A 15,418-nucleotide genomic window follows, 5' to 3' on the forward strand; every position below is an offset into this window, starting at 1 on the left:
CCAAACATCGTGTCCGGCCGAGAGGTCCGCCAGCCCTGACCTTGGCGTCAGATCCGGTTTCGACGCATCGCCGCACCGCTACCGCACGGGAGCACTATGGACATCTGCCTCAGCACCCACCCCGTCCGGCTGGCACTGTCGCGCTTCCCCCCGGCCGATGCCAGCCAGGCCATCACGTTCGCCGCGCAGCGCGAGGCCGAACAGTTCCTGCGTGCGCAGGCCGTGCCACCGACGGCCCTGCCGGCGCTGCGCGACCTGCTGGCGGCCAACGGCGCGGCCGCACCGGCAGGGGACGACGCCATCTGGCGCGGCTTGGCCCTGCTGCTGGTCACGCGCAGGCTGCATCTGGTGCGCCGCACCGTGCCCTCTGGCGGACGCTCGGGCGCAACGGCGGACGAGGCGCCCGCTCCGGTACCAGGACCAAAACGGGGCGCCGTGTCCGCCACGCCGCCCGTGCCGCCGCCCAGCGGCTCGAAAACCGCCGAGCCGGCGGCCGAGCCGGTCGTGGAACGCACGGCGGCGCTGGACCAGGACGTACAGGCGGCAGGCCTGGAGCAGGCCCATGCCGGCGCCAAGCCATTCTGCGCCGTCTGCGAACAGCGGCGCCAGGAACGCGAACGGCAGCAGGCCGCGGGGGAGCAGCCGGCATGACCGACATTCTCGACACATCTGCCGACGGGAGCGTCGACGCGGCCGTCGCGGCGGCCATCGCCACGCTGTGGCCGGCCGGCGACTCGCTGGAGGGTACGCAGGTGCACATGCTGGTGGACGGTGCCGCCGACCCGCAGCTGGCGGCGCGCATCCGCCTGGGCAAGCTCGATCACGACTGCCTGTTTGCCGGCCCGCTGACGGCGCGGCTGCAGGCCGCGGCTCCCTGGCTGGTACACCTTTCCGCCGCGTCGGCGCAGACGCGCGAACTGATCGGCCGGGCCGCATGCCACCAGGGCATCCTTGTCACGGCACCGGCGCACGTCAGCACCCGGCAATTGCGGCTGCACTTCAAGAAGCTGCTGTGGGTGCGCGACGAAAGCGGACGCGAACTGTACTTCCGCTTCTACGACCCGCGCGTGCTGGCGATCTACCTGCCCACCTGCACGCCTGAAGAAAAGCGCATCGTGTTCGGTCCCGCGCAGGCGCTGCATTGCATGGACGCGGACGGGCTGCGCAGCTTCCATCCGCGCTGACCCGCGCCGCGCCCGTCAGTACGCGCCCGTCAGTACGCGCCGGGCGGAACAGCGATACGGCGGAACTGGCGGTCGGCAGCTGCCCGGTTCTTGCATTTGCCGTTGCCGCCGGGCTGGTTCCTGCCATCGTCGCTGAGGATGTGCAGCGTGCCGGCCGGATCGAAGAACAGCGCTTCCGGCGTCAGGCCGGCCAGCAGAGGGAACGCCACACGCTCGGGCCGGTCGTTTTGAATGCCGGACCAGCGGAACAAGGCGAACCGGCTGTTCCTGTCCGCTTTGTCCTTGTCCCTGGATTTGTCTTTGTCGAACGGCCCGGCGACGATGTAGTAGCCCTCCCCGTGGCGTTCGATGCTGCGGATGCCCAGGCCACCCAGGTCGAGCGTGAAGCACGGCCCGAACCGGGCGGCGCCGCCCTGCACGACGTCCGCCGGGTTTTCAAGCGTCAGCACGAGCGCGCCGTCGGCGGGCACGGGATTGCGCAACCCGATCAGCAACGCGCCCCGGGGTGTCTCGGCCAGGCCCTCGATGCTGAGCCCGCCTTCTTTCTTCGGGTCCATCAGGGCGGCGCCCAGCAGGTCATAACCCTCGCGCGCGGGCGAAGCGTCGAAGTCTTCCAGCAGGCGGCGGTAAGGCCGGCCGAACTGGCGCAGCGTCCGCTCTCCCGGCCGCGCCCCCTCCTCCAGCCGCGTTGCAAACAGCACCCGCCGCAGTGGCGCCGGCATGCCGTCGCCATCCGCGCCGTGCGATCCGATCCAGTAGATCGTGTCGCCGCTCAGCGCACAACCTTCCAGATCGGCTTCGTCGTCCTTGCCGGTTCCCAGGAAGGCGTCCAGGTTGACGGAGTCCGCTGCATCGGCGCCATCGAAGCGGAAGATGTTCAGGACGCTGCGTTCGTCGTCGGCGACCACGAAGCGCCGCTCGTCCAGCGCCAGCGCGGCGGAGGCGTCGCAGATGCCGTAATGAATGTAGGGCTGGGGTGGTATTGCTGGGTCGGCAGGCACGGCGGTCTCCTTGAAGGTCTTCCCTGGTTCATTGTCCATGCCGTCAACATAGCAGACGTGCGCCCGCCGTGCCAGCACAGCCGTACGCCCCGGGTCTTCCCAGCGGTCGAGGCGCGGCCGCGCCGGCCGGTCCGCCCAAGCCTTACCAGACAGCGTGAACGACAACGTCACCGGCGCCGACAACGATCAACCATGCTGCATGCGCCGGTGCTCCACCGCAAACACGGCAGCCTGCAGGCGGCTGGAGACGTGCAGTTTCTTCAGCACGTCCTGCACGTGGATCCTGACGGTGCTTTCCGACAGGTCCAGCGAGCGCGCGATCACCTTGTTGCTATCGCCGCGCGCCAGGCACTCGAAGATTTCCTTCTCGCGCGACGTCAGGCGGTCGATGTCGGATGCCGGTTCCGCCGTGCGCCCGCCTGCCTGCAGTTGCGCCACCAGCTTGGCCGTCATCGCTTCGGCCACCATTGCCGCGCCGGCGGCGGCGCGGCGCGGCGCACGGCGCGACGGGAACCATGGTGCGGCGCGCGCATCGCGCCATATTCCGGGCGCAAGCAGCGCTGCGGCTCATGATCGGGGCGATCCGGCTGGGAAAGGCTGGGTCATTCGACCCGGAGGGGATGCCGCTGCGGCAGCATAGGGGTCTCAGGCGATGGGATCGGGGGGCGCTTGTCATGGGCGTTCCCGCCCGCGACAAGCGCCCGATCGACGGCTTGCGAAGGCCGGTGCCCTGAAGCAGACCTTCGCAGCGTCAACGTGTAAAGCTACGGGTCAGGCGTTCTTGCCGGCGCCCTTGCCCGACTGCTGCGCCGGTTGCGAAGCCTGCACATTGCCGTGCATCGACGCGCCGCCGGCTTCGCCATCGACCTGCATGCTGCCGCCTTCGCCCGCTTGCAGGTGGCCACGCGCGCTGCTGCCGTTGCCGTTACCGCTATGGCGGTGCGAATCGTGCTCGAACGGATCGCGGAAGTTGCGCAGCGACTCTTCCTGCTGACGCTTGCTGCGTTCGCTTTCCTCCGCCGCGACGCGTGCGACTTCATTGGCCAGGGTCTGCGCCGTGCGCGACGTTTCCTGCACGTGTTGCTCGGCCACGCGGGCCAGCTCGACCTGGGCATCGGCGGCCACGCGAGAAATGTGCTGGCCATAAGCGCGCAATTTTTCCGATGCGGGCTGGGCGCGCGACGCGGCGACCGAGATCGCGTCGTCGGCACGGTTCGTCGTCAGCAGCCGGTGGCCGGCGATGGTGCTTTCCTCGATCAGCGACTGGCCCAGCTGGATGTTCAGCTGGCACAGGTCCTGGAAGGAGCGGGACAGCGATTTCGACATGTCGTTCAGAAACGCGACCTGGGCATCCAGGTGCGAACGTACGGCGGGCGTGACGGATTGAGAGAATGGGAACATGACTGACCTTTATAAATGATAAAGCGCGTTGGAATTCGACCACGTCAGGCAATTCTGTTATCGGCGTCTGGCGGGCCAGGAGACAATTGGCAGCGTGCTGCCTTTTTCGCCCCGTCCACTGAGCAATGGGCGGAAGCGAATGCATACCCTAATCCCCGTTTATGACGGGCGTTTGACATATGGATGAGATTGGCCTCGCGGGACGCGAGATTTATTACACCGCAACTGTACTGCCGTCATAAAACAATTCCCGGCCGCCTCGTTTATTTCCTGCCTTTCACGACCAGGGAAATTCGCCTTCACAGCTGCAAGCAAACACCCCGTCAGACGCAGAAAGACGCTCCGCGCCCCCGGCGTATAGGGGGAAGACCGCCGGCCAATCCCCGAATCCAGCTGTCTTATTATATGGCCGCACATTAACCGCAGGAATGCACCTATTAATATGCAACTGAAATCGCCGGGGTGCACCACAATATATTCAGAAGGCCGAATCCCGGTTTGCGAGACAGATTTACGCCGCGTGCGGGCGATTATCGCGGGCCAGCCCAATCGAATCCAGGCGCCACCGGCATCGTGCCAATTGATGGTCGCGGCGCGAATCCACTATCGGCGCAATTGCCAGCAGTGAAGGTAAGGTAATCTCTCGAAACATATAATGATCAAGATAACGATGCCTGTTTATGATGTTCGCCGCGTCGGATCTGGCGAGCGTGCGGTGCACGTCAGAGCCTGCAAGCGGGCGCGAAAGACGGTCCGGCGGGCTGGCTCCGCCGGCGAGAACCTGGTCCAGATGCTCAGCCGCGAGCGCAAGGTGGCGCGCGTCGCCTTCCCGTGCCGGCGCCGTCAGGCCCTTTGCGGCAGCCTGTCCGGTTTTGCCCGGTGGCGTCCGTCGCCTCGCGCGATGGGCGTCAGTGCGGAACGGTTTTCGCAGTTGTTCGCACTGATAGACCTGTCGCGCCTGCTGCCCTGCACGTACCGGGCAGGCCGGTGCTGACCAATATTGCCACTGGCACGGCAGAACCATCATCGGACTGTTTAACGTTGTCGTGAAATTGTCTCGCGCGGTGACCGCCGCGATGTCGGTTGCTACGATGTTTTCCGGGCGGCCCATCCGGGCAGGCCGGGAGAGATCGATGAAAGCACTGGCGTGTCTTGCGATGCTGGCCCTGTTGAGCTCTTCCGCCGGCGCACTGACGATGAGCGAACAGACGAAGCGCCTGGCGCGGCAGGAGTTCCGCACGTCGGCGCAGCGTCCCTGCCTGCCCGCCAAACCCTGCTTCAGGGTGCGCAACAACTACCCGCAGACGGCCAAGCCCGGAAACCCGGCATGGGCGGCGATCGACTACCCGGACCGAACCGGAACGCTATCTGCAGGCCGTACTGGACTATCTCGTCGAGGGCAACGCGGCCGTCGACTGGGCATTGCACAAGAACCGCAAGCGGGACTGGTATCACGCCGCATGGATGCACCCGGCACGCGAACCCGTCCATGGCCTGACGTTCGAGCGCGGCAGCCGCCTGCACGAGCTGAGCGCGCAGCAGACGCGCCGCACCAACAACTGGGCCATCGGTTTCTACAACCGGGTGGGCGCGACAGCGTTCGCGAAAGTATGGAAAGACCGCACGCAGCCGACGACGGCCGGCTTCAGCTTCCCCGAGGGCACCGTCAGCGCCAAGTTGCTGTTTACCGACGCCACGGATGAGGAAGCGCCCTACCTGAAAGGCAACAACCTGACATGGGAAGCAGACATCCGCGGCAACGGTCAGCCGGTGGCATTGCGGCTGCTGCAGGTGGACGTGGCGATCAAGCACAAACCGGGCAATGGCCTGAACGGGTGGGTCTTCGGCACGTTCTATTTCGACGGGCGGCTTGGTCATGCGCACTACTGGAATAACCTGGTGCCGGCAGGGCTGGAATGGGGCACGTCGCCCGATTTCACGCGCGCGGACTTTGCGCAGGGCAAGCGCCCGCCCCAGAGCTGGGTCAACCCGGTCGCGGACGCGCAGTTTGCCACCCGCGCGCCGGACGGCAAGCTGGGTTACCTGGGCCGCATGAACGGTCCCGTCGACGATCCGCGCTCGAGCTGCCTGGCCTGCCACAGCCGCGCGATGGACATGGCCGGTGGCGCCGACCCGCCGCTGTTCGCCACGTTTGCCGCCAGCCGCATCCGCCAGGTGGCTGTCGCGCCGAACCAGACGTATGAAACGGTGCTGGCGGCCGGCCCCGTCAATGAAGAGGAGGTAGGCTTTTTCTTTCGCAACCTGGCGCCGGGCGAGTCGTTCGACGGCACGCATCAATCCCTCGACTACTCGCTGCAGCTGATGAAAGGTGTCGAGTTTTGGGGAGCGTGGGTGAAGGAGCAGACGGCAACGCCGGCGCTCATGAGGCGCCGGAACGCGGGCACGACAAGGGGGAATTAGCGCACGGCACTCCAGTGAGGCCGGACGCCGCTACGGTCCGGGTCAGTGTGCCGGGGCGGTCTGGGCGGCAGCCCGGTCCCGTCTGGCCTGCTCGGCGCGCGCTTGCTCTGCGGCTTTCTCCTTCTTCGCCTTCTTGTTGGCCATGTGACGGCCGACAACGCAGCCGCCCACCGCACCGACAACACCATGTTTGCCAGCCACATGCCCCGCTACGCCACCCACGGCGGCGCCCTTCAGGCATCCGGCCGCGTTGGCCGTGCCGGCGACCAGGGCAAGGCCGGTCACCAGGATTGTCATCAATCTTTTCATCGTCTTCCCTTCTGATGGCGCGACCGCTCTTGCGTCGGTCGCTGCCGTTGATCGGATCGCGCTGGCGTATCGCGAGTGCGGGCACGCCAGCGCTTTAGTTGCAACAATAATATCAGGCCGGGAATAACTCAGCCTGTCGCAATCGTGCGCGGCGGCGCTGCCATGTACGGGTCGGCTCTGGCAAGTCGCTACCGCCGCTGCTAAGATGTCCGCAAACCGGGGCGATCGCCCCACCGGCGCCTCGCGGAACCAGGGGCACACTGAAAGAGATTGCGTGCGCCTGCTGATTGCCCTCATTTTCCCGTGGCTGACCTTCTTCACGATCGGCCGGCCGATCGCCGGGATCATCTGCCTGATCCTCCAGATCACCCTGCTGGGCTGGCTGCCCGCCACCATCTGGGCTGTGTATGCGCTGAGCCAGTACAAGACCGACCAGAAAATCGCGGAGGCGATGCGCGAGCGGGGTTAAGGCACGCAGCGAACGACGGTTCGCGTGCGCGCCGGCAGAGAGGCGTTACCGGCACCTGGCGGTGCGGGAGTCGCCATATGCGGTCCTGTTTGCCACCATCGCCCGGGTGGGCGCAAGCGTGCGCCCGAAGCCGACCAACCGCGCCACTGTGCCAGCCGCAGCCGCTACTTCGGTTTGCCTTCTCCTCGAACGTCAAAATCGGCGCCTCCCGATCCTCGCCGCACAGCTCCACGGGGATCCTGCGTACGCACCGACCCGTTGCCGCAGGCCGGCCCATCGACGGGCCGGCATTTATCGCATCCCGGCACGGTATCCCGCTGTCAATGTGGAAATTTTTGACTTAGGTCAAGGATTTGCCGGTTCGGCCGGAGGCACAATGGCGGCAACGCAAACGCGAAGGGAAAAGGACCGTTCATGACGACATTGCACGACTACCTGGCCGCCGAGCACCGCGCCTGCGATGCGCACTACAAGCAAGCGAAAGAACATGTTATCGATCGCGACTGGGAGGCCGCCAGCGACGCGTTCGGCCGCTTCGCCTGCACGCTGGAGCAGCACCTGCAAGGCGAAGAGGCATTGCTGTTCCCCGCCGTGGAGCGGCTGACGGGCGGCGGCGGCCCGACCGCCACGATGCGCATGGAGCATGGGCACATACGCCTGCTGGTGCAGCGCATGGCCGATGCCATCGACGCGCACGATGCCAACGCATGCTTCGACCATGCTGACAGCCTGCGCATCCTGATGCACCAACACAAACTGAAGGAAGAGAACGTACTGTATCCAACGGCGCTGCACCTGCTGGGTGCCACCGCCCGGCCGTTGCTGGAACAGATGCGCCGGCAATGGGAGCACCCCGCAGGAGCGCCGTTGGGAGAACCTGCATGAATGCGCGCCAACCGGCGCCCGTGCATGCGGACGACCCGCTGCAACGGCGGACCACGCGCGGGTATGCAGTACTGTACCGTCCTGTTGCCGCGGCCGTGACGCGCTCTGTCGCGCCGGTCTACCGACTCTCGAGAACCCCATGAGAAAATACAAGTCGACCAAGCCGGTCCCGCAGCCCTCGGCCACGGGCCGCCTCAGCATCTACACGCACGCCGACGGCGGCCGCGTGCACCGCCTCAGTGACGACATCGCCTATCCGCTGCGGCGCACCGTGGGGGCCATCGGGCGCGACCCCATGGTGGCGGCGTTGTTCGGACCGGCACGGCGGACGACGTAGGCCGACCACATTTAGCGGTGGCAATCGTTAATTCACGGGTGCCGCAGGGTGTCACACAATTGTTTATAGGTGAACTGGCGCACTGTCCGGAGCGGCTGTACCGGGTAATCTGACGCTGTGCTCTCGCACGCACACAGATAACCTTCAGGAGAGACGCAATGAACCAAGTACAGCGCGCATATTCCCGCACCGACGTCACGACCGAACTGGTCATTAACCGTGCCCTGTTGATGCAGCAATCGCTGGGGTTGCGCGACGCGCATATGTTCCTGACGCGCAAGCGTATCAAGCCGGCCACCATCAAGCGCGTGCTGGCCTGTCCGGGCGAGCGCCGCGGCGTCTGAGCCGCGTCGGCAACCCCGTCACCACCGACATCAACAATACAGGCCGGCGAACAGCGCCGGCGGCAGCGCGGGATTGAACCACCATCCCTGTGCCTCGTCGCAGTCCTGCCCGCGCAGGAAATCGACCTGACCGAGGTGCTCGACGCCTTCGGCCACGATGCGCCGGCCCATGCTCTGGCCCATGCCAATCACGGCGCGCACGATCACCGGCCCGGCCGGATCCTGCCCGAGATCGCGGATGAAACTCTGGTCGATCTTGATCGTATCCACGGGCAGGCGGCGCAGGTAGCTGAGGCTCGAATACCCCGTGCCGAAATCGTCGATGGCGAGTCCGACGCCGAGATCGCGAATACGGCGCAGTTTCGCCAGCACCGCTTCGGTATCGCGCAATAGCACCCCTTCCGTGATTTCCAGCTGCAGGCGTTCAGGCGCGATGCCCGTATCGCGCAGCGTGCGCAGCAGGTCCGATTCAAAACCGGCACTGTGCAGCTCCTGCACAGACACATTGACCGCGACATGGGCCGGGGCGCAGCCGCCGCGCTGCCAGGCCATGTGCTGCGCGCATGCCGTCTCACGCACCCAACGGCCCAGTGCCACGATCAGCCCGAAATCCTCGGCGACAGCGATGAAGCGGCCCGGGGATACGGCACCCAGGGTCGGATGATCCCAGCGCGCCAGCGCTTCGCTGCCCGTCAGGCGCCCGGTGCGCAAGTCGAACTTGGGCTGGTAGTGCAGCGACAGTTCGCCATTGCCCAGTGCCGCGCGCAGCGCCGTCTGCAGGTACTGGCGCTGCACCGCGTCCTCGTTCATGTGCGGCTCGAAGAACCGGAATGCGTTCTTGCCCGCCGCCTTGGCCAGATACAGTGCCGTGTCGGCATTGCGCACCAGGCTTTCCGCATCCGCCCCGTCTTCCGGACAGATACTGATGCCGATGCTGGCACTCGTGTGCAGCACGGCGCCGTCGATCGTCAGCGGTGCGGCCAGTGCGGCCAGGATCTTCCCTGCCGTGACGCCGGCCATGTGGGCGGCATTCTCCGTCATCGTCAGCAGCACGACAAACTCGTCGCCGCCGAAGCGGCTGACGGTGTCGCTGCGGCGCACGCTGTCGCACAGCCGCTGCGCCACCGCAGCCAGCAGGGCGTCCCCGGCGCTGTGGCCAAGGGAGTCGTTGACGTGCTTGAAGTTGTCCAGGTCGAGGTACAGCACGGCCACGCCGGCGCCGTGCCGCGCGGCCAATGTCAGCTCATGCGTCAGCCGGCTCGACAGCAGCGCACGGTTCGGCAGATCGGTCAGGAAGTCATGGGTGGCCTGGTGCGTTATTCGTAGCATGCTCTGCTGCGCTTCGGTAACGTCATGAAACACCATCACGGCACCCGCCAGCGCGCCGCCGTTATCGAAGATCGGCGAAGTGCCGTCCTCGATGGCCAGCTCCTCGCCATCGCTTCGGACCAGGATCGTTCCCGGAGGCAGGCGCGTTGGCCGGCCACTTGCCAGCACCACGGCAACAGGATGCGTCATCGGCTCGAGGTCGCTGGACAGCAGCCGGGCCAGCTCCTCGACCGGCTTGCCCCGCAGGTCGGCAGCGCGCCCTCCCAGCAGCTTGCAGGCGGCCGGGTTGACATACGTGACGACGCCGCCTGCATCCGTGCACAGCACCGCATCGCTGATGGCACGTAATACCAGGTCCTCGAAAACCGTCCCCGCCGCACGGGTGACATCCGTGTCAAGGCCATCGGCAACAGGTGCCGACCGATCCACTGTGCTGCGCTCGCTCATCACGCCCCCTGCGTAGTCGCCGCGCCGGATGGCGCTGCGTTTGTCCAGGACAATCTGGAGGACGCTTCACTTTTAACACGGAGCGTAGGCGAGTGCAAGCCACACGTGCCACCTCGGTCGCCTAGCCACCGGACGGTGCGGGACGCTCCATCCAGGTAGGGCCGTCCGTGACCGGGCGGACGTTCTCCCAGTGCAATTGGTCGATGCACATACGGCGCCCTCCCATGTCGGGCTGCCAGGCGTGATAGACGATCCACGTCTCCTTGCCGTCGGGAGAACAGGTGAACGAGTTGTGGCCCGGGCCGATCAATCGGCCCGGGCGGGTGCTCATCAGCAAAGCGCGGCCGCCACCGGCCGGGCGGCTGAAGGGACCCAGCGGATTGTCGGCGACGACATAACTGACGCCATAGTTCTCCCGTTCCCACGCGCCGCCGCTGTAGAAGCAGTAATACCGGCCGTCATGGCACTGCATGGCCGGACCCTCGACCGTGTGCCAGTCGTACACCGCGCCATACATTGCCCGGTTCTTGAGAAACAGGTGCCAGTCCTCATGCGGGCGCACCACCACCCGTGGCTCGCCGGCCAGCGTCGTCATGTCGAGCAGCCGGTCGACCACGATACCGGTGCCGACGCGGTGATCGTCCTCCAGTTCCAGGAAGTCGATACAGTAGTACAGGTACCACTGTCCGTCGCCGTCACGGAACGGGTGGGCGTCGATCGAGAACGGCTGGTCCGGCACCAGCACGACACCCGCGTCCAGGAACGGCCCCCCGGGATGTTCGCTGACCGCCACGCGCAGCTGGTGATCCGCGTCGTCGATGCCCTGCGCCGAATAGTACATATAGAACTTGCCGTCGCGCGCCGCAACCTCGGGGGCCCAGAAGTCATGCCCGCCGGGCGGCACGAGCGCATGGCCCAGCGGCTCCCACGCTACCAGGTCGCGCGAGCGCAGCACGGGAAACGCGCGCCCGTCGGCGCCGACGGGCGCTGTGCCGTAGGCGTAGTACAGGCCATCGTGGCGCAGCACGAACGGATCGGCCATCGTGTGCGGGTAGACGGGATTGAGGTAATTCCGGGCCATGCTTTCTCCGATGATGTCGCGATGATGTGGATTACAGCTTGAAGCGCAGCGCCAGGCCGTACGTCGTGGGCGTGTAGCGGATGTCGCGCGGGCGGCTCGCGTCGCCGACGAAGCTTTCGTATTTCTCCTTGGTCAGGTTGATCGCATCGAACTGCAACGTCAGGTTCTTCGTCAGCTCGTACGACAGCGACAGGTCGACATAGGTCTGGCCCTGCACCGTGCGGTTCTGCAGGAAGCGCGGCTCGTTGATCTGCTCGACGTAGGAACCCCGGTGCGTGGACGCCAGCCGGCCCGTGATGCCGTGGCCCTCGTACAGCAGCGCGAAGTTGTTGCTGCGCCGGGCCACGTCGATCAGTGCCGTACGTTCAAACGTCGGGCTGTTGATCGACGTGCGGGTTTCATTGTCGCCCGTGATCATCGTGAAGTTGTACTGGGCGCCGAAGCCGCTCCAGAAACCGGGCAGGAAGTCGAAGAACTTCTGGATCGTAAACTCGGCGCCCTTCAGCGTGCCCTTGCCCGAGTTCTGCGGCCGCGTGATACGGTAGGTCTGTCCGCCGATCACCTCGTCCTGCGTGTAGTTCAGCAGATAGCCTTCGATCTTGCGGTGGAACAGCGCGACCTGCACGTAGCCATTCTTCGGAAAGTAGTATTCCAGCGTCGCATCCGTGTTGACCGACTTGGTGGGGTCCAGCTCCGGATTGCCCGCGTCCCCCGTGCCCGGCGCATTCACCGTGGGCGGAATCAGCGACATGGCCGGATTGAGGCGGTTGAACTCCGGCCGCGTGATGGTCTTGCCGACCGAGAAGTGCGACTGCAGGTTTTCGCGCCAGCCCACCAGCGCCGACAGGTTCGGCAGCACATTCGTCTCGGAAGCGGAGACGTCGATCGGCGTGAACACGTCGCCATTGCGCACCGTGCCCTGCATCTTGCGGTTCAGGCGAATGACGCGCACGCCGGCGTCGCCACTGACGTCCATTCCCGCCAGCGTGGTCTGCCAGCGCGCCGACCCGTAGATGGTGGCCGTGCGTTCGCGCTGCTCGAACGCGCGCGTGGGATCGTCCGGCACGCGGCCGGCCGGTGCGCCGTACACGGCGCGCACCGCGTCCCGCTGATTGATCAGGAAGTCGCGCGACGGCACCAGGAACGGGCCGCCGAGGCGGTCGACGCCGGGCACGAGGCTTTCGAACGAGCCACCAAACGCATCGACGGGATTGGGCCGCGCGTTCGGATTGACGTCGCTGTGCCCTTCCGCGCTGTGGTACTCCGTATTGCGGTGCGACAGCCGCACGCCGACGTTGACGGCACGGACAAAGCCTTGCCCCAGCTTGTACGTGGCATCCGTACGCCACTGGGCCTGCTTGCCGGTCGATTCCTCCCAGTTCTGCACCAGCCCGCGCAGCACGAATTCGCGCGGGTCGCGCAGCGGGTTGGTGCTGGTCGGTGTGGTGATGGCGTTATAGCCGCCGTGGCCGTCCGCGCCGTAGTTGTAGATGTTGGCGCTGGCGCCGGGAACCTGCTGGTCGACGATAACGGTATCGTTGATGAACTTCGAGTGCGTCAGCGCCAGCGCGGAGTTGACGCTCCATGGGCCGTCGCGGTACTGCAGCGCGAAGTTCAGGAAGTGCGTGTTGGTGCGTTCCTTGACGCCCCACGCGCTGGTGGCGACGTAGGGGTCGTATTCATACTGGTTGCCGTAGCGCGCGGCCGGCGCATAGGCCGACTGGATCGGGCAGATGATGCCTTCCGGCGTCGCGCAGCCGGCGTTTTCCTCGCCCAGCACGACATTGGTCAGCCGCGGCGTCCAGCCGACGATCGCCAGCTGGTAGTCCACTTCGCGCTCTTCGCGGTAGCCCATGCCGAGGTAGTGCGTGGTGAACTCCAGCTTCGGATTGATCTTCCACTGGAACACGCCGTGGCCGGAGAAGCGTTCGCGGTCGCCCGCGTTGTAGATGCCGCCCACGTGCTGCAGGCTGCCGAGGCGGTCGCCCGGGCGCAGCGGCGCGACCGGCTGGTCGTCGTTCAGGCGCGTGGCCGTGCCGTCCGGGCTGACGGAGAAGATGCGGTCGGGCCGGTCGTTCCACTGCACGGGATAGGCCCAGTGCTCCTTGTTGTACGCCACGTCGAACAGCGCCCCCATCTCGCCTGCGCCCGTATTCCAGCGGTTGCTGTACAGCGCCCCGCCGCCGGGGCTGTTGCGCGTCTCGCTGGCGGTGCTGCCGTTCGCCTGCGGACGCCGGTTCTCCACGTAGCCCGTCACCGTCTGCCCTTTGAAGTCGAACGGCGCGCGCAGGCGGATATTGATGGCCCCGGCAATGCCGCCCTCGAACTGGTTGGCGGTGGCCGATTTGTACACGTCCATCCCCGCGATGGACTGCACGGGCAGATCCTGGTACGACAGGCGCCGGCCACGGCCCGTGAAGATGTCGTTCCCGTCCAGCGTGGTGGCGACGTCCGGCAGGCCGCGGATGATGACGGACGACGTCTCGCCGCGGTCGCGGCCGACCTGCACGCCGGCAATGCGCTGCAGCGCCTCGCCGGCCGAACGGTCGGGGAACTTGCCGATGTCCTCGGCGTTGATGGAATCGACGACCTGGGTGGCGTCGCGCTTGATCTGTTCGGCCGACCGGATGCTGCGCCGGATGCCCGTCACCTCGACGGTGGCGATGGGCGCGGCAGCGGCGGCGGACGGGTCCGCAGCACTGCCCTGCGTGCCCTGCTGGGCGCTGGCCCCGGCCGCGTCCTGCGCCTGGGGCGCGCCGTTGGCCGAGGTTGGCTGCGCTGTCTGCGCGTCGCCCTGCTGCGGTTGGGACTGCGGTTGAGTTTGCGATTGCGCTCCCGGCAGGCTTTGCGCCAGCGCGCCGCCCGCCGCCAGCAGCAACACGGCGGCGCAGATAGGCTTGATCCGTAATGCGTTCATATTGTCTCCACTCCTGTCGTTGGCCCAGGCGCTGTTCGCGGCGCCGGACGATCCGGCGCGCAATGCTGCCGCGTGGCTTTCGCCTGGTGAAAGCACGGGGAATACGGGTAGTGCGCGGTATTGCGGTGTGGCCTGCTTCGTGTTTCGCCGATGTCTTTCGATCAAAATGACTTAATAAATATTAGTCATAACGGGCCGACAATGCCAACGCGATGCGTCGCGTGCGCAACGCTTTCGCCACGAAACGTGTCAAATGCGCCGGAAAGGCGGCGCGACGGACTCGCGCCGCACCAGCGGGCACTCCATCTTGATGTTCTGCCGCAGGCTCGGCGCGCCGGCACGGGCCTGTGCGATCAGCGTATCGGCAGCCCAGCGGCCCATCTCGAAGTTCGGCAGCAGCACCGTCGTCATCGGCGGATGGATGTAGCGCGCCATGTCCTGGTCGTCGTAGCCGACGATGGAGAGCCGCTCGGGAATGTCCAGCTTCAGCTTGCGCGCGGCGTCGATGGCGCCCACCGCCATCAGGTCGTTGGCGCAGAACAATGCCGTGGGCGGGTCCGCCTGTACCAGCAGCGACAGCGCATGCTCGAAGCCGCTGCCAACCTGCCAGTCGCCTTCCCGCACCAGCGCCGGATCGTAGGGGATGTCGCCCGTGGTCAGCGCCTGGCGATAGCCCTTGTGCCGCTCGCAGGCAGCCTCCAGCCATGGCTCGCCGTTGATGAAACCGATGCGCCGGTGGCCCGCCTCGATCAGGTGCATCGTTGCCGCATAACCGCCCAGCACTTCGGCCGGGACGACGGACGCAATGCCGGCCGCGGCGCGCTCGTTCGTGTGGCAGTTCAGCAGCACCGACGGCACGTCGTGCAGCGCGGCCGGCACTGTCGCCACCCGCGTGAAGATCGTCGCGTAGATCACGCCCAGCAGCGCGGGATTCGCCAGCATGTGCGTCAGGATGGCCGCCTCCCGATCGGGATCGCTGCGGGTGGCGAAGACGGAAACGATGCAGTCGTGCTCCCAGGCGTGGTTGGTGGCGCCGTCGATCGTCTGCATCGCGTGCGGACTGGTGGTCAGCTCGTCGGTCAGGTAGAGGATCAGGTTGCGCACCGGCGTCCTCGGGTTGCGCACGTGCCGCACCTGCGGATAGCCGATCTCGCGCGCGATCGACAGCACCAGTTCGCGCGTGGCCCTCGATACCTTGGTGCCATGCACGTCGTTCAGCACCAGCGACACGGTCGACTGCGAGACGCCCGCCTGCTTGGCGATATCCGTCATCGTCGGGCGGCGTGCGGGCAT

15 protein-coding genes and 1 pseudogene are annotated in these 15,418 nt (G+C 66.4%); 7 read left to right on the forward strand and 9 right to left on the reverse strand.

What is annotated here, in order from left to right; genetic code table 11:
* Nucleotides 1-96: 96 nt before the first annotated feature.
* Nucleotides 97-651 (forward strand): hypothetical protein, encoded by a 555-nt coding sequence (locus E1742_RS03695; protein WP_134383604.1) that lies wholly within the window; start codon nucleotides 97-99, stop codon nucleotides 649-651.
* A complete protein-coding gene (locus tag E1742_RS03700) occupies nucleotides 648-1,184 on the forward strand; it encodes a DUF4123 domain-containing protein (protein WP_134383605.1) in 537 nt (178 codons plus the stop codon). Before E1742_RS03695 ends, E1742_RS03700 begins: the two co-directional genes overlap by 4 nt.
* Nucleotides 1,185-1,213: 29 nt before the next feature.
* On the opposite strand, the gene E1742_RS03705 is transcribed toward E1742_RS03700, so the two are convergent.
* From E1742_RS03705 to E1742_RS03720, 4 genes and pseudogenes are all read right to left on the reverse strand, one after another.
* Complete coding sequence (locus E1742_RS03705) at nucleotides 1,214-2,185, reverse strand: DUF3616 domain-containing protein (RefSeq protein WP_166793407.1); 972 nt, start codon at nucleotides 2,183-2,185, stop codon at nucleotides 1,214-1,216.
* Between the two features lie 186 nt (nucleotides 2,186-2,371).
* A pseudogene (locus E1742_RS03710) lies at nucleotides 2,372-2,686 on the reverse strand (LuxR C-terminal-related transcriptional regulator); the annotation flags it as partial.
* A 270-nt stretch (nucleotides 2,687-2,956) separates the two neighbouring features.
* On the reverse strand, nucleotides 2,957-3,586 hold the full coding sequence (locus E1742_RS03715) for a phasin family protein (RefSeq protein ID WP_134383608.1): 630 nt from the start codon (nucleotides 3,584-3,586) through the stop codon (nucleotides 2,957-2,959).
* Between the two features lie 511 nt (nucleotides 3,587-4,097).
* Complete coding sequence (locus tag E1742_RS03720; protein ID WP_134383609.1) at nucleotides 4,098-4,877, reverse strand: hypothetical protein; 780 nt, start codon at nucleotides 4,875-4,877, stop codon at nucleotides 4,098-4,100.
* A 131-nt stretch (nucleotides 4,878-5,008) separates the two neighbouring features.
* Between E1742_RS03720 and E1742_RS03725 the strand changes: the two genes are divergently transcribed.
* Complete coding sequence (locus E1742_RS03725; protein WP_134383610.1) at nucleotides 5,009-6,007, forward strand: hypothetical protein; 999 nt, start codon at nucleotides 5,009-5,011, stop codon at nucleotides 6,005-6,007.
* A gap of 42 nt (nucleotides 6,008-6,049) precedes the next feature.
* Here the strand turns inward: E1742_RS03725 and E1742_RS03730 are convergent, their stop codons facing one another.
* Nucleotides 6,050-6,316, reverse strand: coding sequence for a hypothetical protein (locus tag E1742_RS03730; protein ID WP_134383611.1), 267 nt, complete (start codon nucleotides 6,314-6,316; stop codon nucleotides 6,050-6,052).
* Between the two features lie 274 nt (nucleotides 6,317-6,590).
* On the opposite strand from E1742_RS03730, the gene E1742_RS03735 reads away from it, so the two are divergent.
* The 4 genes from E1742_RS03735 (at nucleotide 6,591) to E1742_RS03755 (ending at nucleotide 8,351) form a co-directional block, all read left to right on the forward strand.
* Complete coding sequence (locus tag E1742_RS03735; protein WP_134383612.1) at nucleotides 6,591-6,785, forward strand: YqaE/Pmp3 family membrane protein; 195 nt, start codon at nucleotides 6,591-6,593, stop codon at nucleotides 6,783-6,785.
* Between the two features lie 414 nt (nucleotides 6,786-7,199).
* Nucleotides 7,200-7,670 carry a hemerythrin domain-containing protein gene (locus E1742_RS03745; protein WP_134383614.1) on the forward strand — a complete coding sequence of 157 codons (471 nt, stop codon included), beginning with the start codon at nucleotides 7,200-7,202 and terminating at the stop codon, nucleotides 7,668-7,670.
* A 139-nt stretch (nucleotides 7,671-7,809) separates the two neighbouring features.
* Entirely contained in the window at nucleotides 7,810-8,007 is a 198-nt protein-coding gene (locus E1742_RS03750; RefSeq protein ID WP_134383615.1) for a hypothetical protein, read from the forward strand.
* Nucleotides 8,008-8,165: 158 nt separating this feature from the next.
* Nucleotides 8,166-8,351, forward strand: a complete 186-nt coding sequence (locus tag E1742_RS03755; protein WP_134383616.1) for a hypothetical protein — start codon at nucleotides 8,166-8,168, stop codon at nucleotides 8,349-8,351.
* Nucleotides 8,352-8,381: 30 nt separating this feature from the next.
* On the opposite strand, the gene E1742_RS03760 is transcribed toward E1742_RS03755, so the two are convergent.
* The 4 genes from E1742_RS03760 to E1742_RS03775 form a co-directional block, all read right to left on the reverse strand.
* Nucleotides 8,382-10,127, reverse strand: a complete 1,746-nt coding sequence (locus E1742_RS03760) for a putative bifunctional diguanylate cyclase/phosphodiesterase (RefSeq protein WP_134383617.1) — start codon at nucleotides 10,125-10,127, stop codon at nucleotides 8,382-8,384.
* A 121-nt stretch (nucleotides 10,128-10,248) separates the two neighbouring features.
* On the reverse strand, nucleotides 10,249-11,208 hold the full coding sequence (locus E1742_RS03765) for a glycoside hydrolase family 43 protein (protein ID WP_134383618.1): 960 nt from the start codon (nucleotides 11,206-11,208) through the stop codon (nucleotides 10,249-10,251).
* Nucleotides 11,209-11,239: 31 nt separating this feature from the next.
* Entirely contained in the window at nucleotides 11,240-14,125 is a 2,886-nt protein-coding gene (locus E1742_RS03770; protein WP_134383619.1) for a TonB-dependent receptor, read from the reverse strand.
* A 249-nt stretch (nucleotides 14,126-14,374) separates the two neighbouring features.
* The gene (locus E1742_RS03775; protein ID WP_229466494.1) at nucleotides 14,375-15,418 is read right to left on the reverse strand and encodes a LacI family DNA-binding transcriptional regulator; all 1,044 of its coding nucleotides are present in this window, start codon (nucleotides 15,416-15,418) and stop codon (nucleotides 14,375-14,377) included.

It is taken from the genome of Pseudoduganella plicata (assembly GCF_004421005.1).
GTDB classification, from domain to species: Bacteria; Pseudomonadota; Gammaproteobacteria; order Burkholderiales; family Burkholderiaceae_D; genus Rugamonas; species Rugamonas plicata.